This is a genomic window from Blastopirellula marina DSM 3645 (assembly GCF_000153105.1).
Classification (GTDB): Bacteria; Planctomycetota; Planctomycetia; order Pirellulales; family Pirellulaceae; genus Blastopirellula; species Blastopirellula marina.
This window is the reverse complement of the sequence record NZ_CH672376.1, coordinates 3,785,318-3,811,232: the sequence shown is the minus strand read 5'-3', so window position 1 is coordinate 3,811,232 and position 25,915 is coordinate 3,785,318. Positions and strand designations below refer to the sequence as shown.

18 protein-coding genes are annotated in these 25,915 nt (G+C 56.5%); 5 read left to right on the top strand and 13 right to left on the bottom strand.

Features of this window, described 5'->3' with window-relative positions:
* Window positions 1–18: 18 nt before the first annotated feature.
* From tnpB to DSM3645_RS17110, 8 genes are all read right to left on the bottom strand, one after another.
* Window positions 19–408 carry an IS66 family insertion sequence element accessory protein TnpB gene (gene tnpB, locus DSM3645_RS17145; protein WP_002653520.1) on the bottom strand — a complete coding sequence of 130 codons (390 nt, stop codon included), beginning with the start codon at window positions 406–408 and terminating at the stop codon, window positions 19–21.
* Window positions 402–1,331, bottom strand: a complete 930-nt coding sequence (tnpA, locus tag DSM3645_RS17140; RefSeq protein WP_131282648.1) for an IS66 family insertion sequence element accessory protein TnpA — start codon at window positions 1,329–1,331, stop codon at window positions 402–404. Before tnpA ends, tnpB begins: the two co-directional genes overlap by 7 nt.
* 220 nt (window positions 1,332–1,551) lie before the next feature.
* Window positions 1,552–2,157, bottom strand: coding sequence for a hypothetical protein (locus DSM3645_RS28550; RefSeq protein WP_002653518.1), 606 nt, complete (start codon window positions 2,155–2,157; stop codon window positions 1,552–1,554).
* Window positions 2,144–3,982 (bottom strand): DUF4209 domain-containing protein, encoded by a 1,839-nt coding sequence (locus tag DSM3645_RS17130; protein ID WP_002653517.1) that lies wholly within the window; start codon window positions 3,980–3,982, stop codon window positions 2,144–2,146. Before DSM3645_RS17130 ends, DSM3645_RS28550 begins: the two co-directional genes overlap by 14 nt.
* 163 nt (window positions 3,983–4,145) lie before the next feature.
* Window positions 4,146–5,003: an IS5 family transposase gene (locus DSM3645_RS17125; RefSeq protein WP_002653516.1), complete on the bottom strand. Its 858-nt coding sequence runs from the start codon at window positions 5,001–5,003 to the stop codon at window positions 4,146–4,148.
* Between the two features lie 655 nt (window positions 5,004–5,658).
* Entirely contained in the window at window positions 5,659–6,426 is a 768-nt protein-coding gene (locus DSM3645_RS17120) for a siderophore-interacting protein (RefSeq protein WP_116344427.1), read from the bottom strand.
* Entirely contained in the window at window positions 6,419–7,660 is a 1,242-nt protein-coding gene (locus DSM3645_RS17115; RefSeq protein WP_002653514.1) for an FAD-dependent monooxygenase, read from the bottom strand. Before DSM3645_RS17115 ends, DSM3645_RS17120 begins: the two co-directional genes overlap by 8 nt.
* A 59-nt stretch (window positions 7,661–7,719) precedes the next feature.
* Window positions 7,720–8,409 carry an O-methyltransferase gene (locus DSM3645_RS17110; RefSeq protein ID WP_002653513.1) on the bottom strand — a complete coding sequence of 230 codons (690 nt, stop codon included), beginning with the start codon at window positions 8,407–8,409 and terminating at the stop codon, window positions 7,720–7,722.
* Window positions 8,410–8,580: 171 nt separating this feature from the next.
* Between DSM3645_RS17110 and DSM3645_RS17105 the strand changes: the two genes are divergently transcribed.
* The gene (locus tag DSM3645_RS17105) at window positions 8,581–9,405 is read left to right on the top strand and encodes an AraC family transcriptional regulator (RefSeq protein WP_040351921.1); all 825 of its coding nucleotides are present in this window, start codon (window positions 8,581–8,583) and stop codon (window positions 9,403–9,405) included.
* 275 nt (window positions 9,406–9,680) lie between these two features.
* On the opposite strand, the gene DSM3645_RS17100 is transcribed toward DSM3645_RS17105, so the two are convergent.
* The 4 genes from DSM3645_RS17100 to DSM3645_RS17085 form a co-directional block, all read right to left on the bottom strand.
* Window positions 9,681–10,580, bottom strand: a complete 900-nt coding sequence (locus DSM3645_RS17100) for a hypothetical protein (protein ID WP_040351920.1) — start codon at window positions 10,578–10,580, stop codon at window positions 9,681–9,683.
* A gap of 210 nt (window positions 10,581–10,790) precedes the next feature.
* Window positions 10,791–11,318 (bottom strand): hypothetical protein, encoded by a 528-nt coding sequence (locus DSM3645_RS17095; RefSeq protein WP_002653510.1) that lies wholly within the window; start codon window positions 11,316–11,318, stop codon window positions 10,791–10,793.
* An 18-nt stretch (window positions 11,319–11,336) separates the two neighbouring features.
* A complete protein-coding gene (locus tag DSM3645_RS17090; RefSeq protein ID WP_002653509.1) occupies window positions 11,337–12,353 on the bottom strand; it encodes a nucleotidyl transferase AbiEii/AbiGii toxin family protein in 1,017 nt (338 codons plus the stop codon).
* Window positions 12,350–12,976 (bottom strand): DUF6088 family protein, encoded by a 627-nt coding sequence (locus DSM3645_RS17085; RefSeq protein WP_002653508.1) that lies wholly within the window; start codon window positions 12,974–12,976, stop codon window positions 12,350–12,352. The genes DSM3645_RS17090 and DSM3645_RS17085 overlap by 4 nt, the downstream gene beginning before the upstream one ends.
* Window positions 12,977–13,494: 518 nt before the next feature.
* Between DSM3645_RS17085 and cas3g the strand changes: the two genes are divergently transcribed.
* From cas3g to csb2, 4 genes are read left to right on the top strand one after another with little or no spacing between them, the layout of a single operon-like run.
* Window positions 13,495–16,362, top strand: a complete 2,868-nt coding sequence (cas3g, locus tag DSM3645_RS17080) for a type I-G CRISPR-associated helicase/endonuclease Cas3g (RefSeq protein ID WP_081444864.1) — start codon at window positions 13,495–13,497, stop codon at window positions 16,360–16,362.
* Window positions 16,359–19,172 (top strand): type I-G CRISPR-associated protein Cas8g1/Csx17, encoded by a 2,814-nt coding sequence (cas8g1, locus tag DSM3645_RS17075; RefSeq protein ID WP_002653506.1) that lies wholly within the window; start codon window positions 16,359–16,361, stop codon window positions 19,170–19,172. Before cas3g ends, cas8g1 begins: the two co-directional genes overlap by 4 nt.
* 15 nt (window positions 19,173–19,187) lie before the next feature.
* Window positions 19,188–20,294, top strand: coding sequence for a type I-G CRISPR-associated RAMP protein Csb1/Cas7g (cas7g, locus tag DSM3645_RS17070; RefSeq protein WP_002653505.1), 1,107 nt, complete (start codon window positions 19,188–19,190; stop codon window positions 20,292–20,294).
* Between the two features lie 3 nt (window positions 20,295–20,297).
* On the top strand, window positions 20,298–21,830 hold the full coding sequence (gene csb2 / locus DSM3645_RS17065) for a type I-G CRISPR-associated protein Csb2 (RefSeq protein ID WP_081444862.1): 1,533 nt from the start codon (window positions 20,298–20,300) through the stop codon (window positions 21,828–21,830).
* A gap of 416 nt (window positions 21,831–22,246) precedes the next feature.
* Here csb2 and DSM3645_RS28545 read toward each other — a convergent pair whose 3' ends face one another.
* A complete protein-coding gene (locus DSM3645_RS28545; protein ID WP_202594955.1) occupies window positions 22,247–25,825 on the bottom strand; it encodes a DEAD/DEAH box helicase family protein in 3,579 nt (1,192 codons plus the stop codon).
* Window positions 25,826–25,915: the final 90 nt, after the last annotated feature.

Here is a 25,915-nt window from a genome sequence, read left to right as displayed (position 1 = left end):
GCACGAGAGAAAAAAGACTCACGCAACGGGCGTTTGTTCAGAAGGATTTTTGGCCGGTTCCGGGCGACGATAACGCTTGCGGCGTTTGACGCTCGAAAGCTCAATGCCCGAGAGAATCAAATTCAAATCGGCCGCCGAGATTTCAAGTCGCGTCGCGTCATTGTTCGCCCGCGGCAGGCGAAACGTCCCTGCCTCCAGACGTTTATACCAGAGCGCCAAGCCGTCGCTATCCCAATACAAAATTTTCAGCCGATCGCGCCGCTTGTTGGTGAAGACGAACAGGCCGCCGCCGAACAGATCTTCGCCGATCGCCTGCTCGACGATCGCGGCCAGGCCATCATGACTCTTACGAAAGTCGACCGCCTCGACGGCGATAAAAATTTTCAGCGAGCCGGGGACGCTCAACATGCGACGGCTCGCAACACTGCGATCGCCGCCTTGAGCGTCTCCGCATCAAAGCCGGCCGGCACTTCGATGCGCACGCCGGCGAGATGAATTTGCAGCGGCGCGCTCATTGAGAGCTTCTCCGCCGACGCCGCGCCATCCCCAACCATCACTTCCACAAACCGCGGCGACGCACCGCCCGCTTCATCATCCCGCCGAGCCAACTCCCGCTTCCAAGCATAGAAAGAAGCCTCGGAAACGCCCCGCTGCAAACAAAACGCCCGCACCGACAGCCCGCTCTTCGCGTGGCCAGAAAACAACTCCCGCCACCGCCGCTCCTTCGCAACATCCCGCCGCGGCCCCTTGCTGCTCGCCATATCAATTCTCCCTCGCCCCCAGAAACGCCTGTGATGACGCCAGGGTAGCATGGGTGGGAAGATGGGGTTGGGCGGACGGTTACCTCCATCTGGAATTATAGTGGACTTTCGAACCACTGCATTCTTGTCGTCATTATCGAAACGAGGCTCACGAACGTGCACGATCTCAAAGGAACCGTTGGAACCGTGTAACTCTAGCCGTTGGAAGTTTGCGGTCTTCTTACTGCCAAAGAATGCTTCTACAGGTAAGCCATTGCGGTCAATCACTTGAAATGGGCCTGACCGCCTAAATAGCATGTTCAGATCGATGCCAGGGAGACTCCGTAGGGCAAGGAGGAAGATTAGCTCGGGTTCAATCTTGCTGCCGAAGTACGAATCTATTTTGCTGCATTGGACAACTGTTTTCCGGGAAACGTCTGATATCGCTTCGTTCAGGATATGACCGTTGCAAAGCCGTGCATCTTTTGTGTCTTCCAGCTCAATTGGACACAGGAATTTGACGACGTCTTTTCCATATACGGTACGAGCTGACTCATTCAGCCGCGTTAGTTGCGATTGGTTTATGGTCACCGTCATCTCCCCAATATGACGAAATTCTCTATATAACTCTACACCGCAGAATTCCTATTTGGGAGGCCCTGACTGAAATCAATCCGACTATCGTCATTTCTGAGCGCGAAGACACACATAATTTCGTTTTAGCTGATCTAGACCGATACGACTGGCATCATCAGTTTCGATGCAGAGAATGCATCAGTCGACCGCTGGCGCAACTTCGCGTTTGAAGCAATCAAGGGCCATCGTAGCGCGTTGGGCAAAGTTCCTCTTCATTCACCTTAATCTCTCCATCGACATACCAGGTCGCCTTGGCCAGCAGTTTATCCTTGATGTGGCGACCGGTCAGGATGTCCAAGAACAAGCCGACTTGGTAGTGGAACGTCTCGTCATTCGGTAATTTCGGTGCCGTGAAGGAAGAAAGCTTGAATTGGTCAATGTCGCGTGCGTCGGCATCGGTGTTCGATGTCTTCTTCACCTCCACGACAAGTACGTTGACCGGGTAACGTCGCCAGTGTATGAGGACATCGGGATAAGCTTCTTTCCTGGCAAGCTTCCGCTTATCGATCTCATCTTCGATCCTCCAGAGATACTTCGGGTGGCGATCACCCCAACCGTTGTACTCTACATCAACGTGAAGTTCGCGAAATCGCGGGGCTAGGTATTTCGCAAACTTATGGACGATGCATTGCTCGGTGACGTTGAGCGTCAGCAGTATTGCGTCCTTGGCGAACAGCTCTGCGAGAGCCTTCACAACCTTCTTCCTGGCCTCAGCGATTGTGAGGCGATGATCCTTGTAGTACCCATTGTATTCGGGTGGTTTGGGGCTAGCCTTCGCCATGATTGCCTCCTGACTCCTCGAAATTCTTCGCTTCGGGGGGCGTCGCAGCAGGCGCCTTCTTCCGCCTGCACATCCCCAGCAGAAGCATCGTGTGCAGAACCCGGTCGCTCACCCAGCGGTTAAAGTCCTCCTCCATCATCAGGCCGTGGCACATCCGATTGCGGATGTTCAAGCCTCTTGAGTCGGCGAGGAACGCGACCATATACAGGTGGGCGTCCTCCCCGAACTTTTCCTTGATGGCCGGTTCGTACTCCAGGATGTCGGTCAGTGTCTTCTCTGTCATCCCCGGCTGGTTGCCCCGCTTTGGCTTGTTCGGCGGGCGGCCGACCAGCGGCAAGAGGAATCGGAGTCCGTTTTCGATCTGCGGCACGAGCAGGCTGATCGCCTTCGGGTGGTCTCCGGCGAGGTATGCTTCGACGCCCTGGTGGATGATGCTGCGGAAGCCCATCGTGAAGGCGACCGACTCGAAAAGGAAATCGACAATCTGGTCGGCCGTTATAGAGTACCGTTCCCTCAGGCGGTCGAGTGACTTCTCAAGGAAGAACTTGCCATGCCGGATTTCGTCGGCAACAGCGTTCAGCAGAGCACCGTCCGGGTCTGCGTCGATAGAGCCGATCTGACCCACCATCTGGCCCTCGGCCATCTTGGCGATCGGCCACATTGTTCCCATCGGGAACTCTTTTCGGAACCGCTTGAGCCGGTCACGCAGGGTGTCGAGGTGGGGCACGAAGTGTCCGGCGATGCTCTGAAGCGCAGTATCGAGTCCACCATCGGTCAGTTCGGTCAGGAACTTTTCCAACTCGTCGGGTGGCACTTCCACATCAGCTGATATGGGCTTCGCCTCGCCTCGCGCCTGCTCGCCCCGCCGACGCGCCTTCATCTGTACTAGCTCGGCCTCAGCGTCGAGACCGTTGATGCGGTAGAACCTGAAGACCTGGTCCAGCCAGAAATAGGCCCTGGTGTGATCCACTGTCGCCGCGAAGCGTTCTGCCGCTTTCCCGCAGGCGAGCACAACCCGGTCGGCATCCGGTTGACGGCTCAGTCGCTGGTAGTGCCTCACGAGCCTGGCTGCGACATGAAGTGACCCGCCCGGATCGATGCCTTCCGGCTTTCCGGCGACCTCGGTGACATGGGCTTCGAGTCCCGCGACTACCGCGTCCCGTTGGGCGTCCGTGAGCTTGATTTTGGGTGAATCCTCGAAGAAGTCGTACAGCGTCACCCAGCCCCAGGTCTCATTTACGCGGGTGAACAGGTCCACCAACGCATCGCGTGCTTGCTCGGCCCTTGGCGTGTCGCGAATGCTCACCGCGAGCTGAATGCCGCGCTCCAAGCGGTCAGAGGCCTGCATGGCGCTGTCCGAGTCCGCGAGCGCGGCCGCTGCCACATAGCCGTCGATGGTGATCCTCGCCGCGTCGATGGGGGCCTTCAGTGAACACGCCACCTTCGACAAATCCCAAACGAGGCCGGCATACCGGGCGCGGAGTAAGGGATGCTTCGCGACCGCCATCCGCTTTTCCCAATACTTCACAACCGCTTGGTCGATCCACGCGAGGTCGGGGTTGCGGAAGTCACCCATCACGACCGCTGGTCCGAAGTGGGTCTTCCACTCGCTAAGTTCGTGGGGCGCCTGGGGGTAGAAATTGAACGCCCAGCACTCTGCGTCCGCGGCCTTCTTCTCCTCCGCCGTCGGAGACTCGATTTCTTTGGCTGCGGCATAGATTTGTCCTGCCACGTCGGTCTCGTCAAAGAACTTCGCCTTTTCAAACTGATCGAGGATGGCCGAGACCCACGACGGTGTATCGAGTTCTGCAAATTCCGCGCTCATAATGTCCCCCTAATGCTACACCGTGAACTTCACCTAGCTGTCTTGGGAGACAGGTGTGGGATTGCAGGTATAGCATTGGTATGTAGCCCTGGCCCGTGGAATCGCCCCATGCAGCATTGATCCTCTACTTGCAGGTGAACTCAGAGCCTATCCGGAAACACGTTTACGCGGTAAGTCGATATTTGAACGGAGGTTGTCCGCCTGACGGGGCGAGCCTTCGTAGCATGCGTCCGATCGACGCGACCCGGACCATCGCTTCGCTCGATTCGGCGTGATGTTCGTAGTCGCGACTCAAGCGTCGCCATCGCCCCAACCAACTGAAAGTGCGTTCGACGACCCAGCGTTTTGGTAGTAGCACGAAGCCTTTGGCTCCTACCGGCCGACGAACGATTTCCAGTTCCCAGCGAATGTTCTTTTGGTGCGAGAGCCAAGAGCGGAGACCATGATTATGATACTTCGAATCGGCCCACACTATTTCCAATCGAGGCTGCTTCACTTGCGAGAGCTGTTTCATCACGGGACGCGCGGCGTACGCATCATCCATCGACGCGATTGTCACCACGACGGCCAGCAGCAACCCCAACGTATCTACTGCGATATTTCGCTTGCGCCCGGTGATTTTCTTGCTGCCATCGTATCCACGTGTCGCGGAACGCTCGCTCGTTTTCACGCTTTGGCTGTCAATACTGGCGGCGCTGGGATCGATCTCTTGGCTCGGTGCTTCCAACTGACGGATCGCGCCGACAAGCGTTTCATTGATCCGCTGCAGCGTGCCGTTGTCTCGCCAAGCGGCGAAGTAATCGTAGACCGTGCTCTTCGGAAGCAGGTCATGCGGCAGCATATCCCACTGGCAGCCTGAGCGGCATTGATAGAGGATCGTATTCATGACTTCACGCATGTCGACCGAGCGAGGGCGGCCTCCTTTTTTGCTTCGTCGCGAACGCGGGATCAAACCTTCAATCAACTCCCACTGCTGGTCGGTTAAATCGCTCGGGTATCGTTTTCGGCTTTCGTCGGACATCGTGTGCTCCACTAGTTTTTGAAGCAGCCAAGTCTTACGAAAACCGAGGTTTCAAGAAATAGCAGTTTCCGGATAGGCTCTCAGCCAGGGAACTGTCCGGTCCTACCTCAAACCTCGATTTTGTCTGATTCTCATCTAACCTAGCGTCGGTCCGACACATCGACGCGGCTTAAGTTTCTCGCTACTGAAGGATGAGATTTAGTTATGGCCATTTGCGTTCCGAGGGCGGTTTGTCTGCTTTGAAGGTTTTCCTCAGCATTTTCGACTCCTGCTCCGATACCGAAGCTCAACGCCATCGCAACACGACTGCTATACCATTGCAACTTGGTCGGGTAGACGCCAATTGAACTTTTTATCGCAGGGATCCGGGGATGGGAAGACGGGCCGCAGTGGAGGTTGAATGACGATAAGTCGAATCTGGACTGATGATTGTATAGCCTCTTTCTTGGAGAAATCAACGATCGCGGGTTCGTGACGACAGCGGACAGCGTCTCTGTTCAACGCTAAAGCACCGAGCCATTTCGAATGAGCGTTTTTTTGACTGCATTCCTTGGCAAGCTGGTTGCGTTATTTCTTATGGATCTTTTCTTCATCCCAGTACCGCTTGTCGAGCTAGGTGGCGCGAACCTCGGGGGCCGTGATGCTTGGCTTTGTCTCAATCCAAACCTTTCTTGCCCGGCGCCCAGTAAGCTCGGGTATGGAACTGCGCGGAAGAACAGCTTCGCTGTCGGAGTGCTTGGCGGATTCTTTGAATCGCGGTCGATCTCCCGGCGAGCACGAATTGCGCGGGCTGTTGCGAATCCAGGAGCCCTAACATTCGAGTCTCAAGTTCGGGTAAGTGTGCATCGTCATCGGCGCGAACGCAGTGCTGAGCATTCGCTATGCCCAGGTGCTCCAGGGTCTGAACGGATTCGGATAGCGTGGAGACTTCAAATAGAAATTCGACGCCCTCGGTTTCGCTCGTCGTGGCGCGGAGTGCCCGTGCCAGTCCGAACGTCGTCTCGTCTCCGAAGAAGACGGCCGGGCGGCGGAGTTGTGTCAGATTGATCGACCTACGCGGACCAAAGAGGGGGCACGCATCGCCGACGCGTAGAGAGCATGCCCAACGTGTGCCGGGGCCTTCCGCATGCAAGTAAACCAGAATCCGGGTACGTCCTTCGTCGGGCTCCCAGTCCAAGGGCGTGTAGGTGCGCTGGACCCATCCGCCCAATTGGATTTGAATCTTGTCTCCCGGTGTCCAGACCACATTCTTCAGCGCATCTCCGTTTAGTGTGATGAGCCGGAATTTCGGGTTCAATTCTTCAATCGAATCCACAAGTGCCTGGCGTGCGAACAGTTTTTGCATCGCGAACTCCACCATGCCGGGGCGATTCCCTGCGGGTGGTGTGCTTTCTGGGACGGCTGGCGAGTGACGATTATTCATGAAGACGTCCCGCGTTTAATAGGTTCTCTTTGATGAGTCCAACGTAGTTTTTGAGTGCAATGGGCTCTACCATCTGTCCGAAGTCTGGGAGGTCGTCCGAAACGATGCCATCTTTCGCTTCGATCGGTTCGCCAGAGTTCGTCATCTCCTGATGAGCATTCTGCTCCAGAGCGACATCCTGGTTGCGGAGCACATATTCCCGCAGTCCATCCTCATACGCGGCTATGCCCGCGACCAGATCAGCTTTACATGTGGCGAGTTCCCCGGCCAGGACGTAAGAACCGACCATCGCGACTGTCGTGCCCTGGCCCGTCGCCAACGCGACGCTGTAACCGGCATCGCCGACCAACACGACCCGTCCGCGTGACCAGCTGTCCATGCGGATTTGGCTGATCGAATCAAAGTGGAAGTCGGGTGCCCGCAGCATGTGTTCCACGATCTGCGGAAGCACCCAGCCTCCGTCCGTGACGCGATCGGCCACCAATCGCTTCTGCGCCTCGATGTCGCGGTGATCGTATTCAACCGGTTCCGTAGACGTGAAGCCGACATACGCCCTCGCGTCAGCATCCTTTCGTAAACCCATGACCATCGCGCCCACGCCGACAGAGGCATCTTCGTGCTGGTACATGACTTCCCAGTGATCGAGACCGAGGAAATTCGGCATGCCGAATACCGCAACGTATGAGTTGCCGAGACGGAGCAAGAACTGTTCTTCGGGGCCGAATGCGAGCTTCCGTACTCGCGAATGCAATCCGTCAGCGCCGATCACAAGGTCGAAGCGGCGAGACGCGGCAGTCTCAAACGCGACGTCAACACCTGACTCATCGGGGGTGAGCGACGTGATAGAATCATCGAAGAGGTATTCGACTGTGTCGCCCACGGCTTTGTGCAGCACCCTGCATAGGTCATCTCTCATGATCTCGACATCGGGGCTGTCGAATCGCCCGCCCGTCAGGGTGCGTTCCGTGCTGCGGAAGGTTTCGTTACCGGTGGAATCGACCTGCGAGATTCCTGTCAGTTTCGTGCTTCTATCGCGAATCGTGGCGAGGATGCCCATCCGCTCTGCGATCTCTAGACCCGGACCGCGCACATCGAGTGCCTGACCGCCCGGACGCAGATGCGGCGCACGTTCGACTACTGTGACATCGAAGCCATAGCGATCGAGCCAGTAGGCGGTGGTGAGGCCGGCAATGCTGGCGCCGGAAACGAGTATCTTCATGTCATTCTTCATCATCTATAAATTCCTCCTTCGAGAATGTATCCACCGGCAGCCGCTGGCGTGTTGTATGACGTTTACCTTGTGACAACCGTGAATTCGTTGCCGCGTCCCGCCTCGAATGGCATGGTCACCGAGAGATATCCATTCTGCGGGTTGCGCACATAGTCGAGGTATCCCGGTTCGACCGCGTTCTCGCCGATCACGAGGGCGCCTGTCTTCAGGTGAGGTTCCAGTAGCTTGAGGACAGGCAGGTAGAGATTGAACGCTCCATCGAGGTGGACCAGATCGATTTCCCCGTCGATGCCGCTTTTCAGCGTTTCGAGTGCATTGCCAATGCGGATATCCACGAGGTCAGCGAGACCGGCAGCGTTGAGGTTTTCTCTTGCGGCCGCCGCCTTCGTCGCTTCCAACTCGGTCCCGATTATCTGACCGCCGCCGTTATCGCGAAGCGCACAAGCCAGATGAATGGTCGAGATGCCGAACGATGAGCCGAATTCCACGATCCGCTGGGCGTTGCAGGTGCGAGCGGACATGTATAAGAATTTTCCGAACTCGGGCGAGACGTTGAGATAGTTGCCTGCGTAGCCCCGGTACACCGCTTTGTAGTCCTTCGCCTCGTCGTCGAGAACTTTCTTAAACTGTTCATCAGAAAATTCCTGACCGTCTCCGCTTAACGCTTGGATGAGCGGTCGATCTGCCGCTTCGGCTTGCTGGAACAGTCGCGTGAGCTGATCAGCGATCGGGGATGTTGTTAGTGAATCCATGGTCAGAACTCCTTGAAAAAGTGGGTTTCCATTGAATACCGGCGGATGCAGGGGCTGCTTTGGTAGATCGGAGGATACATCGGTTTCTGCTTGACCGCATTAGGATGTTCTGCCACTTTATGTTGAATTCCGGCCAGAATTGCTCACGGCCGCTTTTTGGAGAAGATGACGATGCCGATGTACCGCGAAAATGATGATCTGACCGATCCAGACCTGGTGCCTCGACCGGTGATGGCCGTGGGTGGTAGTATCGTGACCGACCCTGGCGGGATGGAATTAGAGACCCATCACCACCGCAAGGGAGAACTGATCTACATGACACGCGGTGTTTTGAAATGCGAAGTGCAGCAGGGTTTGTGGATCGTGCCGCCTCAATGTGCCGTCTGGATTCCCGGCGGCACACGACACAGTGTCAACGGTGTTGGGGCCATCGATGTCTACATTCTGTTTGTGGAACCGGCCTCAGCCCCGAATCTGTCGGATGCCTGCTGCACCGTCTCTGTTTCGCCCCTGCTACGGGAACTTCTCCTGCGATGTGCCAGTTTTCCCACCCTGTACCCAGTTAAAGGAGTGGAATCACGTATCGCGGCGGCATTGCTCGATGAACTCGCAGTTGCACCTGTGGAAAAGCTGCATCTTCCGATGCCTGCGGATGGCCGTTTGCGAAGGATTGCCGACGGAATGACAGCCGACCCGTCCGACAGGGCGACTGTGCAAGAATGGGCGAATCGCATTGGGGCCAGCGAGCGGACTCTCCGTCGGCTCGTGGTGCAGGAGACCGGTATGAGCTTCGGCCGCTGGCGACAGCAACTGCATATTATTTTGGCCCTGCAATGGCTCTCCCAGGGTGCGTCCGTTCAATCGGTGGCGACCGATCTGGGTTATGAAAACGCGAGTAGTTTTGTCGTCATGTTCCGCAAGGCACTCGGGGCCTCCCCGGCTCGATACATGACCCAGAGGCTTGCTGGATCGCCGCCTGCTACTTTGGAGATGTAACGTCTTTGTGCATTGCAGGCACCTCATTGAAATGGCGAGGAAGCCAAGCATCCTGATCCCAAACAAAAACTCAATGCCACCACAACACGACTGCTGCGCCATTGCAACGGAATCGGCGCGACAAGACGGTCATTGAACTTTTCATCGCCGGAGTGCGGGAATGGGAAGCTGAGACTCAGCAGCATTTCCCGGGGAAATCAAAGCAAGAATGAACTTTTCTGGATAATGAAGACACAGGTCATTCCGGTATCGCCTCACGGCCAGCTACATTGGCCTCAGATGAAGGTTAATGCCGACTGGTCGAGCCAGCGATGCCCGGACAGTGACTGCGGGTTGATGAACTCTGCCAGGGTAATCAGAAGTGGAAGCTGGGTGAATGAATCCGGCAGAAACGCAGTTGAGATGGAGCCGTAACAGGCAAAGCGACGTCGACGGTCGCCGTCCGAGATATAGCCGTGGTGCGTATTCCGGGCTGACCGGACATACTCGACAACGAAGTCGTCGTCGGTAAGCGGTGCCTGGCGGTCCACGAACTGGTGTGATGGAGGGTTCCAGTCGCGATAGACACGGACTCCTCCACCAGGCTGCACTAGGTAAGCTGGCCACACGCCCCGCGCCGATCTGATGTTGGAGTACAGGTCATCGTAGAGTTGGGTTGCGACGTTGGTGAAAAACGCATCCCAGGGAGCAGGTATCATTGCGAAACTCGGCAGCAGCACGTTGTTCAGGAACGGTCGCGTGCAGAAGTAATGAAAGTTGCGGGTCTGTTGGATGCCGGGGAAAGAGCACAACTCTTGGAATTTGTCCAGAACGGCGAACGTCATGAGACGGGCAGTAGCAGAGTTGGTGGCCGTTGCCACCATGATGCATTCCAATAAGATTCGATCGAGCGTCAGGTATTTCTCAAAGCAGGAGATGAAGTCGATGTCATCGCCATCAACGTGATTACAGATTTCGATCCGATTTTCTGTATGTTCATTGAAACGGTCGATGAAGAAGGCGATTAGGTCAGCGAGCGCATCGTCTCCTGGATATTGAGTGTTTCGATACCTACCCGCCCATGCGCCGACCGGGTCCGAGGGACTGCTGGTGAACGTGGCTGGGTCGTCGCCGCGAAGAAAGAACTGTGGAACTTGTAACTCGATTTCTTCCCTCGGGAACGGTCCACGGTCCATTACCGGTGGGGTGGGATTCCCGAACAGATATACCGCTCGCCATCCAAACCGCCGCCCGACCATGCATGCCCGGAGTGGGAGGAAATTGCCGACCAGGACTGTGAGAGCATTTTCAATCGCTACGACGCCGGAGGAGTGAAGCGCTGACGCAGTCTCGGGGGAAGACACGCCGTTTTGTCGCATGTCGTCGTAGCCTTGGCCGCCGTTTATCTAAAAGTAGTTTCCCAGGCGAAGCGGTGGCAGGCGCGATTCGAACCTGGAATCGGTGGCGATGAAAATTACCCGGCCCGCCGGAAAGCGGCTACTGAAAGCAGGCATGACGTCTTGTTGAATGAACGCTGCGCGGTCGGACCGCTGACACAAGCAAAGGGCCGAATCCAGCCAGTACAGGAATCGGAAGTCAGCGTCTGTTGCGGCTTCAGCCAGCATATCCCGGCACTGCTGAAGTTCGGCGACCTGTCCCACTTGGTCATATCGCGAGTCGATGTTCGCGGTCCATGTGGTATCCCAGCCGCCGGCGGCAGAAGCGGGAAGCGTCGCCAAAATCTTGGCGCAGGGAAGGGGAAAGCCGCCTGTCCGGCGTGGTTGGTAACGCAACCAGATGTCACCACCTTGAAGCTGCCGCTCGTATCCAACCTGTTCCAATGCGTCAGCTATTCCGCGGATGTAGGCGTCGCTATTGGGGCCGAGTCGGGCGTACCCCTGATCTCGATTGCTTAATTGGATAATGTTACTCATTGAGGCGAGTCTCCTTTGCTATCCGCCACCAAGTTGGTTAATGCGGCGTTCCAACTCGGCCAGTACAGTAAGAATTTCGTCGAAGGTCATTGGATCGGAGAGATACATATCCAGCATCGCCTGATAATCACGTTGAATCGCGGACAACCGCTCGGACGGAGGGACAAGCCGGAATGTGCCGGGCTTCGCCTGATCGTAGTTCGCCCATGAACTGCCGAAGAAGCGGCTTTTCCATTGGACGACGCGGCTGCGAAGCTCGTGGTCGTCTACAGCTTTGCTCGCGGTCGGATGCTTTGCCAGCGCCGCCGTGTCCGCATAGTGCCGGGAAAACCGATCCGGCGTCGGTTTGTCGGCCGGGCGGTGGTACTCGGTGTGAAGGATCGTCGCCTTCTCCCAGAAACTCCGCTCCACTTCCAGTGCGACCACTTCGCATTTCCAGTCGGAAAAGGCATCGGGCAGCACCTCGGCAATCCACGGTCGTACCGGATGGCGGCCAGTTGGTTGCTGGTCGGTGAGCGAGCCGAACTCCAGCTTAACCGAACGCTTGAGGTACTCGAACCCAGCCGGTTGGGTCGAGGGGTAATGGAAGAGGAGGACCGGTGAATGCGTGCCGGGATCAGTCAGGAATTCGAACCATATCTGGTCACGCTCGCCAAGAACCCTCGTCACGGCTGCCTCCAGCACCGGTGCGATTTGATCCTCGACGGCGACGCCGCAAGCGGCTTCGGCTTTTGCCATCCACTTGTTGGCTTGGTTGCGGCTCGTACCAGCTTCCGGCAAGTTCAGGAATGTTGGCGAAAGCGACAGATCAATATCTTCTGAAAATCGTTCGATGACGCCGAAGACCTTCGATAGCGATGTTCCTCCCTTGAACACGAGGTCGCTCGCGAACTCAGATTCGAAGAGAATGCCCAGCAGCCAGCAGACCCAGAAGTCCTTTTCCAGAATCACGGGGGACAGACTGCGTCGAACCGCCGCCTGTTCGATGTACAGGCGGCGTTCATCTTCGGGCAATGCCAGAAAATCGAGTTTCATGCTTCCTCCTCTGCAAGTTCCCGAAAGATCGGATGCATCCATGCCGGGGCGAGGCGAATGTCCTTCAGCAACTGCCGCCGCTTGCCAGCCGGGATGGTTCGCTTCAGGTGATCGATCCGTTGTTGCGTTACATGCTCCTGACCCAACTCACGTAGGGCCTGGATCAGCAAGCCGCTGAGACGCCCCGCTGCTTCCATGTTTTTCGGTGTCGTTCGGCGGAGCTGGATAGTGGTCGAGCCGATCTTGACGGTCCGGGCTGGGCCGTCCGTCAGAAACACCACCTTGGCCGGCACTTGCTCGGAAAGCCCCAAGGCGTTCGCGGCATACGCTCCCGCCGGTTGAAGGCGGGTTCGGTCACGCCCTGCCAACGCCTGGGCAATTTCCTCGGCGGAAGGTTCCAGCGGGCCGAGCACCGGATGTTCCTTGGGAAAATCGTAGATTCCACGAGCCATTCGGCGTATGGTTCCCTGACGAACCAGTCGATGCAGGGCAACATCCACGGCCTCGCGGCTGCCGATTTCAAGAAAGTCCGCCGGGACAAAGACAGCCCCGCGTCCACGACTACGAATAGCCGCAACGATCTTGGAGTCAATGGCTTGTGGTGACTTTTTTCTTCCGCTCATGTAAGAAATAATAGCCCATATTTCTTACAGAATCAAGTAATGATTTGCGGGGAAATCAAATGGCTGAATGCCTCTGTGAACCCGATTACTGATCCAGTTCGAGCGGTACCAAACCTGGCTGCTACACCATCGACATTGAAAGTGAATGGCATTAGCGGGGCACCAGTAGACTACCGTGATGGGCATCGCACACGGCGGCTACTGGTTCCTCAACGATTCTGGACGGTTCCCGGGAATCCGCCATCGTCAAGAATGACGGTGGCACAGGGGGCGTTGAAAACGCCATCGCGCATATTGTACAGCGTGATCGCATGAAAAGACCTGCGCCGGAATCCGGAAAACTTCCGCTAGGTTGGACATGATCTGTCCTACCTACTCGCTACGCTCATACAAAGAGGCTGTAGCACCCGCACGAAACCTGTCGATTCGTGCTGCAATTCGCTACACTGTCTTCACTCATACTTCACTCATACAAAAAACATGCAGGCAGTTTTTAACAGAGAGGTGGGTCACGAACAATGACGGAGAGCGCAGCGGGCCAGAGCGATGTTTTCACGGCGCTCTTTCGGCAGGCAACTGGTGGTTGCAAACCTCATCCTTATCAGGAAAGGCTCGCTACTGAAAGGGAAACGACTCCGCAGTTGCTGAATGTGCCCACCGGTCTTGGGAAAACTGCCGCTGCCGTACTCGCCTGGCTTTGGCGGAGACGGTTCGCTGACGAGAATATCCGCAATCAAACGCCGCGCCGCCTTGTGTACTGCCTGCCGATGCGCGTGTTGGTCGAGCAGACCTTTGGCGAGTCGGTCAAATGGCTCGACCGGCTGGGGCTGCTCGCCGGAATCGCAGATTGGACGGAGACTGGTCCAGATGGTTTGCCAACAAACGAAGCTCGACTGAGACGCAACAGCAACGGCCAGGGATGCGGATACGAACCCAATCCTGCCGCTGCCTGTCGCGATGATTGGGCATCGCAGAATGGGGGTCAGGGGCAGCACCCCATCGCGGTCCATTTGCTGATGGGAGGCGAGCAACGCACTGACTGGGCACTTTGGCCCGAACGCGATGCCATCCTCATCGGCACCCAGGACATGTTGCTTTCGCGGGCGCTCAATCGCGGATACGCCGGCCGCCGTACACGTTGGCCGATTGAATTCGGGTTGCTGAACAACGACTGCATGTGGATATTCGACGAGGTCCAGGTGATGGGGAGCGGATTGGCGACCGGACTTCAACTGGAGGCATTTCGCAGTAAGGAGATCAATGGTACATCTTATTTTGGCACGGAACGCCCTTGCGTGTCGTGGTATATGTCGGCAACGGGCAGCCGCAGATTGCTCACCTCCCGTGAATGGCGTTCGGGAGAAGGGGACATACGTCCAGACGATTTCGTTCGCGAACTCTCTCCGGCAGAACGAGATGACAAAGAAGGCGTATTAGGCCAGCGGCGGTTGGCGACAAAACAGCTTGAGTCCCAACCGGCGTGGTCACTTGATGAGAGAGACGCCGCCGAACGAATTGTCGCACGACATCGGGAAATGTTGCAGGCTCTGGCCGGTGCGCCACAAGAGATTCCACGAAGAACGCTCATCGTATGCAATACGGTTGATCGCGCCCGAGCAATCCACGCCGCTCTGACCGACAAACTCGATTACAACGCCGAAGAGACGCTGGTGCTTCTCCATTCACGTTTCCGTCCACCAGATCGCGCCCGGCAGCAAGATCGACTCAAAGACAAACTTGATCCGAACATTGGCCAGATCATTGTCGCCACCCAGGTCGTCGAGGCTGGTGTCGACCTTTCTTCCGCCATTCAGTGGACTGAAGTCGCACCACTTCCCAGCATTGTTCAAAGGCTCGGGCGACTGAACCGTGCAGGTGAGTTTGGACACGACGGACAAACCAAATGCGGTTGGACACCGGTTGCCGTGCTCCTGGGCGTGCCGCTTCCTTCTCCGCCGCCCAAGCAAACAAATAAAGAGATGGAGCAACATGAAAAGGCCGTCACGGGCGCATATCTTCCGTATGATCGGAATGAGTGCGAGGCGGCGCAGGAATCTCTCAAGGATGTCCGTGACGCCAGCCCCGCCAACCTCGATACACAGCTTCGATCCGCTCTAGACAGCACATTACAGCCACCGGCTTACTCGCTGCAACGTCACGAATTGCTTGATTTCTTCGACACCGATTCCAATCTGTCACTTGGCTACACGGACGTCTCCCCCTTCGTGCGTGGCATTGATCCGGAAACGGATATCTATGTTGTCTGGCGCGAATGGGAGGGCGCTGCCCCGCCGTTCGACTTCGATATTGGTCGTCAGGAGATTTGTCAGGTTCCCATTTGGAAGGTGATCGGCAAGGACAGGCGGCAGGGATTCGTTTGGCAAGGGCGCGAGAGAGGCTGGCAGCCGGCGACACGCGACAACCTACTTCCAGGGGCGACTCTGCTCCTTCCAACCAGCGCTGGTGGCTACGCCGATATCTTGGGCTGGACGGGGGACCAGAATTCGCAGGTTTCCGACTTGTACCAGCCACCGAGTCGGCCAACTGATGAGGATCTACTTTCTAACCTCGAACGAGGATGGCAAAGCATCGAATCACATACGACCGATGTTCAGTCCTGCTGGAACACGATCCAGGAACTGCTAGGTCTCGACGATGTGGAACTCCGTGCCGCAATCGACGAAGCTATTCTATGGCATGATTATGGCAAATTAGTGAGTCGCTGGCAGGCCGCAACGCGACTGTTGGCGTGCAAGGCCGGCCTTGTGTGGCCCCGCGATATCGCTCCCATCGGCAAATTTTCGATCTCTGAGAGTCCTCTGTTAGTTGGCTTATCTGGGACCAAATTGTATTGGGCCATCCGCAACATTCGGCGTTCCTTCGCACCGAAGTTGCGGCACGAGGTCGCTTCGGCGCTGGCGTTGCGACAGCATCATCGGCGCGATCGCCGCGATCCAAAGATTTGCGAGCTTCTCGCAGAATACCTGGTGATGGCCCACCACGGTCATGTTCGAAAAGCTCTCCGCGATGAACTGCCTCGCGATCCCCGTCGTATTCGGCGAGGCCCGGATGAGGTACGGGGAATTCGCGACCAAACACCGATCCCTGGGGTCGCTATTAACGAGAAGCCATTGCCGGCGACGGAATCGCTATCGATTGCCTGTCGTCAGATGGGGCGACTTCCGGACGGTTCCGAAAGCTGGACTCGAACAGTGTTGCGATTGCTGGACCATTTCGGACCATTTCGTTTGGCCTACTACGAAGCCCTGGTACGGGCTGCTGATTGCCGTGCCAGCGCGGAGCCAAAAACGAACGTCCTGATCGCGTCGCCTCGACAACCTAACGAACCGCTTGTCAGTACAACGCTGGAGGAATTCGAACAGTGACCGCGTCTCACCCGATTCCGCTGTTCGGCTGCCGCCATGACGTGCTCGGCCATGCACTGAAGGCTATCGGTATCCTCCGGGCGATCTCGGCCTGCGCTGCACTGGAAGACCGCGATCCAGACGCCGAGGGCTGGTGGAGTCTCGACGACGCAGCATTCATGATTCGTTCGTCTCGTTATCCAGACGCCGCGAGCCTCGTGAAGTTCTTTGCCGAAAAGTATCAACCGACTCCAATCATCGCTGCCTGGAACAAAAGTGGCGGAGTGACCAACAAGATCGAAGTGGCAATTTTGTGCCTGTCTGGCGATGTCAGTCAGTTTCGCGCCGATCATGAAGCGATGCTCGAAGCGAGCGGCTTGAAAAAAACGAAGAAGCTCTCCAAGGTCGGCGCACTTAAGTTTGCGCTTTCCGATGCAGCGCACCTGGATGATCTAAAAAAACAGGCCACTGTCGCTGGCCTTGTCTGTTCTTACAAAGAAAAGCGGACACGCGGCAAGGTTACAACAGAAGTCACCATCGCCTCTACGGTCGAACCGTTGGAGAGATTCCGTAGGGAACAGTCGGTGCCGTTGGCTGAATTGGGATTCAGCGTCACAAAGAATCTGTCGAACGACGGGCAGCTGAAGTTTTCAACAAACTCGTCCAATCGATCTAACGTCGAGAGACTGATCGCCGACTTCAATGCTTCACTCTCCGATGGATCTCGTGATGCTGGCTCAGATGGCAACACCAAATCTCAGACCTCAAACGGGCCGCTCTATGCAGAAATCAGTGCTAAGGAGAGCGGCACTGATGGAACACTGCCGAAGATCGAGCGAATGAGCATGGATCCCGTACTGCTCAGGTGCCTTGCATTGGCTCGGGAGTGGGTGAACGAGCTGCAAACGCAAGGAGCGTTACGAAATGACTCGATCAACATCCTTGCACAATACCGTGATAATCTGCCCACGCAAGTTACCGAGGCATTCGACGCGATTTCGATTTGCCACCTAATCCGACGAAATGACAATCCCCTTTTTGTCAACCGAGGGCAGCAAGGGCGGACCGATGTGTTCCGAATGAATTGGGAGCACTTCATCGAGTTTCGAAATGCTCCAGACGTATTCACGCAATCAAGCCTTTTTGGTGAAAGAATCACCACTGGCCATACCGGAAGTGTTAAGGGAAAGGGGACTCCGTTCTTTCCCGACGTTATCAAGAGCTACAACCAAGGGCTCGACTGGGTGACGGAAGACCTGCCGTTTTGCCCTTTGGACTATTTGCTCGCCGTCGAAGGTGCATTCGCTATGCGAGGGTCGGTCTCAAAGTCGCTTGGTGCACGGTCGCAGGCGTACGCGGCGTTTCCGTTCGTTTTCGAAGGCCCTGAATCGATGACAGACGATCAGGGCGATGTGACTGGACTTGGAGCGTCCCTTTGGTTCCCGATCTGGACCCGCCCCGCCACGTTTGGCGAACTGCATTCATTCATACTCGATTCGCAAGCCCGACTACCAAAAAAAGACTGTCGCTTCTCCAGCGATTTCATTCGGGCTATCCGTTCGCAGGGCGTCGATGCCGGGTTTACCGCGTTTCAGGAATTCCGATTCAAGATGAAGGGGGCCAGAATTCCTTGGGCTGTAACCGGTCAATTCGTGACCTGCTCGACAACAACATCTGCCAGTCTGCTGAACGAATTTCTCGCACCCGTTGACGCGTCCGGTTTTCTGAATCAGTTCCGTTTCAGAACACCACGCGAGGTGAAGCGAGATCGAAAGCCGGATCTGCATCCGTACCGCGCTCCTATATTGGAGGCAATCGAAACGGCGGCTGTTGAACCGAGTTCTACCAAGATCATTGATGTCTTGAGCAAATTGGCGACGCTCAATACGCAGCTCGCCCAGTCAAAGGCTCTCCGTGAGAAGGTCAGCGGTGGGCGGGTCACGTTCGTTCCGCCGCTCCGTTGCGACGACTGGTCGTCGGCCTTACAAGATCTGCAAGTCGATCCTGAGTTTGAGATTGCATGGGCGCTGGCCTCAATCTGCGGACACGAAAAGCAGCCCGACGGAACCTCCTCTCAGGTCGAGCCATTCCTTGGTTCCCTGATTCCGCTGCGTCGACTGGGAGAGAAATGGGTTCTTCCGGAGATGCCCGATCCGCCATCGCCACAAGCCGTCTGGACGGGCATCGACCTTGCTCGTGATCTCTCGTCGGTGCTTGCTCGCCGCGTCCTTGACTCAGCTAAAGATTTCCGGCCTGCTATCGTCGGCACCTGCACCGCTCAATTGACGAGCATTCTCAGATTCCTGCAAGGCGAGTTAGACGATCGACGGATCGCCAGACTCGTCGAGGCGCTGAGCTTGATCGACTGGCGGTATTCGGCAGCCCACACCGTGGTGAACAAATCCTTTTCCGATGAAGAGGTTGATTGGGATTCAGTGCCAATTGCCTATGCGGCAGCACGCTCCCTCATAGAGGTCGCCTGTGAGAAACGTCGCACCGAGGCTGCAGAAATAGAAGATCGATCCGGTCCACGTACCAAAGTGCAACGAACAGTCGCATTGCTTTCTCGTCAGGAACCCCGGCTGGCTGCGTTGGCTACAACCGATGCACTGCGTCGATTGGCAATCGTCGGAGTGCCGAATCCCTACGGCGAAGAGAGTCGGCGTGAGAAGCCAAAATTGTCCGGACGCGATGTCGTGCTGGTCGACGGATCTCTGGGCATCGACGTCGATTTAGCCCGTCGTCTCGCAGCCGCTGTACTGATTCCACTGGACCGGCGAGACCGTTGGTCTTTGTTCCGTTCCATCACTCTTCCACAGAACAACCGATAGGAGTAACGCAATATAATGTCTGAGTTAGCATTTTCATTCGGCGGGATTTCGCTCTCTGCCGAGACCAAACGGCTTTATGTGACCGCCGAGTTGGTCGCCAGCAACGGCGATCCGCGCATCCAGCCAACCGGGTTCCCGGACATCGGTCCCGTGTTCTATCCCGATCCCTCGGGCAAACATGGGCAGATTTGCCTGATCGAGTCCGAGGCCTCGATGGCAAATCGGCTGGAAGAAGTTTGCGTGGATGACAAGTATACAGGTACTCTCCGCTCCGAGTTTGCCGGTCTGCCGTACATCAGGGCGATGAAGGGCGAACAGTTCATGACGGCATCGACGCTTGATGGTCACCGATTCGCATCCGAATACATAATGAAGGCGAAGTTACGGGAGGATAACGGCGACGCGAAAAAGGATGAGAAACTCGTCGATTACGTGAAAAGAGTGCTGGAGGGATCGGCGGACAACATTCCGGCTGCAAATGTCCCCCGAATTTTTCGGCTTGCGATGGAACTTGACCCACTGTCACTGATTCACGGCTTTCAGATCTCATTGAAAGGCGAACTCACGTTCGTCGGGCTGCGGTCGCCACGGGCTTTGACCGCCAGCATCGTCGGCTTGAATGCCGGACCGGTCGGTGTCCCCGGAGTGCGTATCGATCCGATTGGGACCGGTGATGCCGGTCAGGCAATCTTTCGCAAGGAACGGATCGTTGCGCAGAAAATCCAAGCCAACTTCGCCATTGATGTGGGACTACTGACAGGACTGGCCGTGGGACCAAAACCGGCAGAAGATGAAACGGATGAACAGAAAAATCAACGAGAATTATCTGAAAAGAGTCGACGCAATCTCCTAGTCGCTCTCGCACTCTGGAAGGTGGCTCGATTCCTCAAGGATCTGAGCGAAGGACATCGGTTGCGGACTGAATGCGATCTGGTACTCGAATCCGCCAAATACAAAACAAAGTGGAAGGGTGATTCTCAGGACTTTCCGTTTGATCAGATCATCACGGATAGCGAAAAGGAGAATGAAGATAAACCGGCCGAAGGTTCCTTGCGGGATATGATCGACAATTCGGCGTTGCCGCAAGACCGCTTTCCGCTGACTCTGGAATTCGGAGGCTGAGCCGTGCTGACACTTCGACTGACTTTTCCTTGGGGCCGATACTACGCCCATCCGTGGGGGCAAAACCCGGCACGAATTTCCGAAGCGGAATGGCCCCCGAGTCCGTGGCGATTGCTCCGGGCGATTGCCGCGGCATGGTTTCAGGCGAATCCAGGTTGTGAGCCAAGTGCCGATCTGATCTTGACGTTGGAAGTCCTTGGGCGAGAACTCCCCACCTTTGTTCTTCCCAAGGTAAGTTTTTCACGGGCAATTCACTACCAACCAAACTATGGTGCAACAGTTAAGAACGATGTGGCGCTGGCAAAATATAAGCGGGTTCGTCACGAAAACCATTTCGTCGCGGTTGGTGATGATGTATTCGTCCGATGGAATTTCAACGGGTTAGACGCGGCAACACGCGCGCAGGTTCATTCATTGGTTTCCAGCGTGGCTGGCCGCATCGCCTATTTTGGACGCGCTGAATCCGTCTGCGAACTGTCTGTTGAAGATGAGTCGCCAGTTAACAGCAACGAAGTCCGTGTCGCGATCCAGCACAACCAACCGGCCCGTCGTATTGGCCCTGGTTACCGAGATGTCTTCTGTCCAAATCCGATCGACTTTCAGGCAACGGACCTGTGGAAAAGACGGGAATCCGAGATTGATGATCGTTTGGCCAAGAAACACCTTGTTCAAGACCTCATCGATACACCCCAGCCGCTTCCGGACGGTAGCGCATGGTTCTCTTATCGAATGCCTGAAGGCTGGCCGCAGCAGTGGGTTGTTCGGCACGCGGCGAAACCGAGAAGGAAGATCAGATGCGACAGAGTCATCTCGCATTTTCTCGAATTCTCGCTTCAGTGTCGAATTCCGGTGCCGGTAAAGCACACCGTTTCGATTGCCGAGATGTTCCGAGAATCGGCGATTCGCAACCATAGGTCGCCATCTTTCGCGTTGAGCGGACACGACCGTCCAGACGACGTCGATGGCAATCACATTCACGCTTTCTATCTGCCACAGCCTGATCCCTCGAGGCAGCACCTGATCAAACTCAGGGTTCAAAGCATTTACGGTTTCACGCAACGAGAAGTAAACGCGATGATGAGCGTCGGCGCGTTACGCTGGGCGGGCGGGCGGTTCCCGGCTCGACCAGTCTTGCTTCGCCTTGAACGTGAAATTCCAAAGATCGAACCTGCCACGGTTTGGCAGTCGCTGACGCCTTTTGTTCCACCTCGACACTGGTATCGAAAGAAGATCGCTGAGGCACGGGTCCGTGACTCGGACAGTCCAGAACGCCAGTTCCGCGTCTCGCTTGGCGAAGCCGGAGTTGAGACTTCTGATGTAGTGATCACACGTTTTGAGTTTGAGCAGTCGACTTGGGACGTATGCAAGGTACATCTTCCGAAGCATATTCGAGATGCGAACGCGGAACCCGATCGCCGAATCGGAATCTTCCTGAGAGCATCGTTCCCTCGACCAGTGATTTTGCCATTCCCGGTGTTGGGTCATTCGAGCCATTTCGGATTGGGACAGTTCGTAGCCGCAGATTTGTCACGCTGAGCCGCCGAGTTGCCCAGCGCGGCGGCTCAGTAAATTCAAAAGAGTTGTCAAAGACAAGGAGAGCATTCCAACGCTTTCGCCAACCGTGTGGCGGCAAGTAGGCTACCGGACTCATCTCTTCCTGATTCGCGGCCCCATCCAATAGTGCGGGTGATTATCTGCCTTTCACATGTGAATCGCCATCGTGTCCGACGGGCTTCATTTACCGTCGCCGTCGGAGTGTTTCGTCGCGGGGGTTCGCAAGAACTGGCCACCCGACGAAATGCGACTAAGGCAGAGGTAATTGCAGGTTATTTATTTGAGCCTGAGGTGGCTTTCCGAGCGGGGTTCTTTGACAGAAAAAAGCAGGACCGAAGGTCTCGATATGGTCCCGTCCCTGGCTGAAACGCCAAGGACGGGTAGTTCACCTGCTGCCCCTATGCCGGACTTTGTCCGCCGTTTTGCATGTTTCGTTCATGCAAAATGCGCTCGCTGAACGAACCGGGGATTGCAGCAGGTGAATTCGGTGATTCGCCAACTAACGTCGTCTCTTCCTGCCTGCGGCGGATGCGGGCCGTGATTGGCTCTTCGGCGATCGTCTGTTTGCGTTCGGTACGCTGCGGCGTCGCTTCAAGTGTATTGGCGGCTTTGAGGGCTTTGATCTGAGCGGCTAGATCGGATGCGTTTGGGCCGTTGTTATCCGCAGGCTCAGGTCCTGATGCGGATAATTTCGCCTTGAGTTGATCGCGTAGACTCGTCAGATCCGATATGTAGGCTTCATGAGAGAAGGGTCTGCCAAGCCGGGCTTGGTAGTCGCGTAATTGCGATTCGGCGATGAACAGTTCCTGCTGAACGCGAACCGTTTCGCCAGCGCAGCCGCTGGCGATGCGTTGCAAGGCGTTCAGAACGGCGCGTGGGCCTTGATGTTCCTTCGATAAGCTGGACGTGCGAGTAATCGCCCCTTCCAGATAGACATCCGGCGGAAAACTCGGATGGAGGATGACGCCAAACGCCAAACCGCGATAGACGCCAAAAGAAACCTTCGTCGATTCCCTGACCGAAAACGGCAGCGCATCCAAACGCTTGCCCAGCACGGCGGTTACGTCATCACGGGCCAGCGGATGCTTGCCGATGGTGATCAGATCGCCCTCATGCTGCTGAATGGCTTTTTCGTCGGCAATCAGTTTATCCAACCGACCATTCTGCGCACGGATAAAATCGGGCAGGTCCCGTACCTTGCGACGGGCGACGTACTTCTCATCGAGATGGTTCTTCTTGAGGAGCGTGAGCCGTTGTAGCTCCGCGTCCGCCTCAGCCAGCGTCAACACCGCTGGGTTGCCGGAGGCGATCGCCTTCACCTCGGCATAAGAAAGTTCCTGGCTGCCAATATCCTCGGCGCGACGGGCGGCGTTGTCGCCGGTTATCACCTGGCTGATGAACCGAGCCTTGGTCTCCAGTGCTTGCCACATATAGGCGTCGAACGAACCTTCCGTGACGTAGCGATAGATGGCGACTTCCTTGTTTTGATTCCCTTGGCGTAGGATGCGTCCGTCGCGTTGTTCGACCTCGGCCGGTTTCCAAGGCGCGTCCAGGTGATGCAGGGCGATCAGACGTTTCTGGACGTTGGTGCCGGTGCCCATCTTGGCGGTCGAGCCGAGCAGGACGCGGACGGTCCCTTGCCGAACTTTCTCAAAGAGAGCCTGTTTCTTGGCATCCGACTCGGCTTCGCCCATCGTAGCGATCTGTTCGCGGGGAATGCCGTGGGCGACGAGTTTCTTGATGATCTCGATATAAGGAGAATAGCCCCACTCGGTTGGATTCACGCCCATATCGGCAAAAATCATCTGTGTGCCGCGCGTCGGAACGGATGCTTTCCATATCTCCACGACGTTTTCGACCAGGCGATTGATCTTCGATTCGGGGAAATCGGGAGCGGTGGCCGAGAGCATCTGGGCGTCGGTCGCCAACTTACGTCCGTCTGTCGTGATGGCCAAGGCATTGTCGATGCGCGGATCGATCTTCTCCGACCGGATGCGGTCATAACGCTCCACCAACTCTTGTTGTAGTTCCTGCTGCTCGTCCGACATCGGACAGGCTACCACGATCGGCTTGCCGCCTTGGAGCTTGGGGCGAGGGAGGTTCAGCGTCTCCACTGTCTGCACATCGGAAAATGCCCGGAACATCTGCTGAAGCTCCGGCAGGTTGGTGAATTTTGCAAAACGCGAACGTTGGCGCAGACCGCCGCCGTCGGGCGAGATCTCCATCGTGTCCACGACCTCGCCGAACGTCGCCGCCCAAGCGTCAAAATGCTCGATGCCCCGGCTGCGCAGCCCACGCGGATCAAGAAACCGCTGCATGGTGTACATCTCGACCATCGTGTTGGAAATCGGCGTGCCGGTGGCGAAGGTGACGCCGTGCCCCGGATGCTGTTCATCCAGGTAACGAGCTTTCATATAGACATCAAAAGCGCGTTCGCTGCCGCTGGTCTGGATTCCCGCGACGCGATCCATCTTCGTAGGCGTTTCCAGGTTCTTGAAGTAATGGGCTTCGTCAATGAAGACATGATCGACGCCCAGTTCGTCAAACACCAGCCCATCATCCTTCTTCTCTTTCGCCAGCAGGTGTTTGAGTTTTTCCGCTCGGGCCGCTTTCTGCTTTTCGATCGTCTTGATGAGGTTGCGGTTGGAACTGCGTTCGGCAGCGTGCTCGATTAAAAGTTGGTCGTATTCGGCGATCTGCTCGCGGAGAATTTTTTCCTGATAATCGCGGGACATGCCGATCCGCTCAAAGCTGGAATGGGTTACGACGACGCCGTCCCACTGGCCGCTGGCGATCTTGGCGGTCAGCATCTTGCGGCGCTGCCTGGTCAAATCTTCCTTGCTGGCGACCAGCAGCTTGGCGTTCGGATAGAGCTGCATGAACTCGCGTGCGAACTGCTCCAGCAAGTGATTCGGTACGACGTACATCGGCTTGTGGATCAGCCCGGCCTGTTTCATTTTTATGCCGGTGGCGGCCATCGTGAAGGTTTTGCCTGCGCCGACGACATGGGCCAGCAGCGTGTTGCCGCTCGACATCCCGCGCCAGACGGCATCTTTCTGGTGTGGCCGCAAGATGAGCGCTTGGTTCATGCCGGGAAAATCGAGGTGCGAACCATCGAACTGGCGAGGCCGCAGGTTATTGAAATTGTCGTTATAAATCCGCACCAGCCGCTCGGTGCGATCGGGATCGGCGAAGACCCACTGGCGGAATCGCTCCTTGATTCGTTTTTGTTTTTCGCGGGCCGCCATCGTTTCTTCCTGGTTGACGACGCGCTCTACGTGGTCGCCATGGTCGATGGTGTCGTAAATCGTCGGTGACTTCATGTTGAGGGCGAGATCCAATAGCCACGTACCGTTGGCCCGAGCCGAGCCGAAATCGGAAGTCGCGGCGACCGACGCCTTGGCGGCGTAGCCCGCGTCCAGGCTCCAAACGGCGTCTTTTTTCAGATGGGCGACCGGTACGGACGAGGGGGCGACCTTGAACAAGTCGGCGGCAAACGCCTGAATGTCGGTTGCGGGAATCCACGGCGCGCCGAGATTGGCGTCGATGTCGCCGGGCAACACGTCTTCGGGTTGCACTTCGCGTAATGCCTTGACGTTCCTGGCGAACTGGGGGGCAGATCGTTCGGCGACAGCCAGTTTGTCGCGGACATTGCCGGAGAGATAGGCGTCGGCCGTTTCCCATTTGCCGGTTTCCGGGTCTTGGTAGATCAGGTCTCCGAGTTCCTCAATGACTTGGAGTTCCGGTTTGCCATAGAGCTGAGAAATGTAGTCGAGATAAACGCTCCCATGTTGGTTCAGTGAGACGAGCAAGCCTTCTTCGGCGGTGCGGACTTGGGTGATGGGCGGGGTTTTGCCGACCACGTCCCGCGACATGATGGCGGCCTTGGTTGCTTTGCCGGTCGTCTCGTCATAGTCTTCCAGCGACATGACGAGCATCGCGTCGGGGTCTTCCCTGAATTTGACGAGGTTCGGCATCCGGCGAACGATTGTTCCATCTTTCGTTTGACTGAACGTGGTTTTGTTGATCGGGCCGTAGACCATTACAAAATGGTCATAGGCGCGAAT